Here is a 2,782-nt window from a genome sequence, read left to right as displayed (position 1 = left end):
TCGAGACCGTCTCCCATCGTTGAATTGAGCTAGTCACGCCACCATTAAAACAAAGGCAGATATTTACATATCTGCCTTTGATATTGGAGCTCATGAGCGGATTTGAACCGCTGACCTCACCCTTACCAAGGGTGTGCTCTACCAACTGAGCTACATGAGCAACGTTCGCTGCGAAGGCACTTAAAACATGGAGCGGGTAGCGGGAATCGAACCCGCATCATCAGCTTGGAAGGCTGAGGTTCTACCACTAAACTATACCCGCATCAGCCTGTGTCTACGCTGAAATCTGGTGGAGGGGGAAGGATTCGAACCTTCGAAGTCGATGACGTCAGATTTACAGTCTGATCCCTTTGGCCGCTCGGGAACCCCTCCAAAACGAGGCGGCATTTTGTTTGCCACCACCTCTTCTGTCAAGCTTTTTCTCATTTAAAACCTGAGGTTAGCTCCGATGACAGTGCTCGCTGCACGCCCCAAGGGAGGTGCTGCTGAGCGGGCGCCATTCTATGTAAACTATGTCGAAGTTGCAATGCTTGAGCAGGGTATTTGCTGAGACTCTAGGGCAGGAAAGCTTCCGACAAGCTCTGCGAGTAGTTCGTCGCTCAGCAAGTGCTTACGTTCTCCGGCCACCCGCACCCAATAACGGCGGTGACTTCTAGGCAGCTCACGAATCAAGGCCGTGTAATCAACCCCCTGCAGACGATTCACGACGCTTTCCGCAGAATCCTTGCGAGAGAATATTCCCAAGGATATTCCGTTCGACAAATCCCCTACGGTGATGATGTAACTATCAATATTACGCGACTGCAGTTCTCGCAACTGACGCAACGACGCTTGTCGAGAGACAAGCGGAGGAAGATACACCCAGTAGTCAACACCGGCAGCCTCATCAACAGCTTCAACTTGGGAATCAATATCTAGACTCAGCAGGCGCTGCTCAACGGCTTGCGCAAGCGACTCCTCATTAAAACCACCAAGCAACACACAAACGTTGCTCGCGTCGTGTGCGGACCTACGCCGGACGAAGGAATCTGCCTCGCTTAGCAGCTTAATATCAGCCTCTCGAGAGGGAGCACTTAGCTGAGCGCCGTCGCCATCCACTGGCCGGATTTGATTTAGGTGAAGCAGATAAAGCAGTACGTTCAGCATCACGAGAAGCATTAGAAGCCAGCGCATCGATACCTCATTTAGGGGCAGGCCAACGCCAAGCCTCTGAAAACCAGATCAGCCACGCACTTTACTTCGCGGACATCGGCAACAAGCGGTGCGTCGCCACCAGTAACATAGGTGACAAAGTCGCCACCCAAATAGCTTTCGGCGAAGGCAATTTGACTGGAGACATAACTACGAGCCATGATCAAGCAGCCTCGGTCAACAGCCTCAGCGGTAGACCTTCCGGGAGAAAAATCGCTCAACACAAGCGCCGTTTCCTCAGAGTCGTACTGAATGCGGCGCGTATGAGCAAGCAAGCGCCCCCGCAGTAGGGCAACGCCAGGCGCGATGTATCCACCAAGATGCGTACCGTCGCGAGCTACCAGATCAACAGTGATGGCGGTGCCCAAATCGATAACCAAACAGGCTTCGCCGCACATATCGTACGCAGCCACGATAGCTAACCAGCGATCCAGCCCCAGTCGCTGTTGGTCACGGTAACCATTCACAACCCCGGCGAGACGCTCAGCTGGACATGCCTTCGTCACGCTCAAGCTTAGCGATTCAGAGAGCACATCCATGACCACCTGGGTTTCGGCGTCACTCCGTACGCTAACCAGGCGACAGCGGGGTATTTTGCTCAGGCCTTGTCCGAGCAAAGCCTGCACAATATCTACCGGTTGCGAAGCGATACCCTGACTCAACGGCACGCCGCCGGTTACAGGAATAACCCGCCATTTAATGAAACTGTTTCCGCAATCGAGCTCAAGAATCATGATCGAGCCTCAAGCTTAGCTCTCCCCCACTAAAGCGGTGCTCCCCTAAGCCGTCGACCAAGAGCCGCAAAGCGCCCTGGCCATCCACGCCGAGCATCAAGCCTGTAATCAGCTGAGCGCCATTGCTTAAGGTACAGCGCCTACCCTGCCAGATATTGTTAGCCTCCCACTCATCATGCAAAGCAGAAAAACCTCGTTGCGCATGCAGACATAGGTAACGATGCAAAAACTCACTAATCAAATTAGCGAGCTCGCTTCGATCCATCAGAATACCTGTCTGCTGCCTCACCGATGTCCAAGGCTGGTCAATCCCCCCAGCAATTGAAGTCATGTTCACATTTATTCCAATGCCAATAATAACGTGACAGACATCGGCCGGATCCCCTGTTAGCTCCAAAAGAATTCCTGCGATTTTCTTACCGTCCGCATAGATATCGTTGGGCCACTTAAGCCCGGCACGCTCGACTCCTGCCTGACGTAGAGCCTGAAGAACCGCCAAGCCCACCACTAGGCTCAAGCCAGACAAACCCTGGGGGCCACCTGAGACCTTCGTTGCTAGGGTGTAGTAGAGGTTCTTCGCAGGGGGACTGACCCAGGTCCGCCCTCGCCGACCGCGTCCGCCAGTTTGGCTTTCCGCCAATACAACAAAGGGAACAGCTTGCCCCGCCTGCAGCAGCCTAAACGCTTCAGCATTTGTTGAGTCTACCGTCTCTCGCAGACAGAGCTGCCAACCGAAGCGACCCAACACGTCGGAGCTTTCGTCATAACCCAGCAGTGATAGAGGCTCCGATAGCCTATACCCCTTACCAGGCACTCGAAACAGTTCAAAACCATACTCGCTTTCAAGCCGCTTTAAA

The 2,782-nt window shown here is 53.6% G+C and carries 3 protein-coding genes and 3 tRNA genes; all 6 read right to left on the bottom strand.

All coding sequences use genetic code 11. The features are described 5' to 3' along the window. Positions 1-84: 84 nt before the first annotated feature. Positions 85-160, bottom strand: a tRNA-Thr gene (locus tag NA645_RS20065). 28 nt (positions 161-188) lie between these two features. Continuing rightward, positions 189-262: transfer RNA gene (locus NA645_RS20060), tRNA-Gly, on the bottom strand. A 25-nt stretch (positions 263-287) separates the two neighbouring features. After that, positions 288-372: transfer RNA gene (locus NA645_RS20055), tRNA-Tyr, on the bottom strand. 138 nt (positions 373-510) lie between these two features. After that, complete coding sequence (locus tag NA645_RS20050) at positions 511-1,173, bottom strand: SPOR domain-containing protein (RefSeq protein WP_256050411.1); 663 nt, start codon at positions 1,171-1,173, stop codon at positions 511-513. Between the two features lie 11 nt (positions 1,174-1,184). After that, positions 1,185-1,925, bottom strand: a complete 741-nt coding sequence (locus NA645_RS20045; RefSeq protein WP_256050410.1) for a type III pantothenate kinase — start codon at positions 1,923-1,925, stop codon at positions 1,185-1,187. Then, positions 1,915-2,782: bifunctional biotin--[acetyl-CoA-carboxylase] ligase/biotin operon repressor BirA (gene birA / locus NA645_RS20040; protein ID WP_256050409.1), on the bottom strand; the 868-nt coding region annotated here is incomplete at its 5' end. The genes NA645_RS20045 and birA, both read right to left, overlap by 11 nt.

The sequence above is a fragment of the Stutzerimonas stutzeri genome, assembly GCF_024448955.1.
GTDB classification, from domain to species: Bacteria; Pseudomonadota; Gammaproteobacteria; order Pseudomonadales; family Pseudomonadaceae; genus Stutzerimonas; species Stutzerimonas stutzeri_AQ.
The sequence above is the reverse complement of the archived record's forward strand: the minus strand, read 5'-3'. Positions and strand labels throughout refer to the sequence as shown.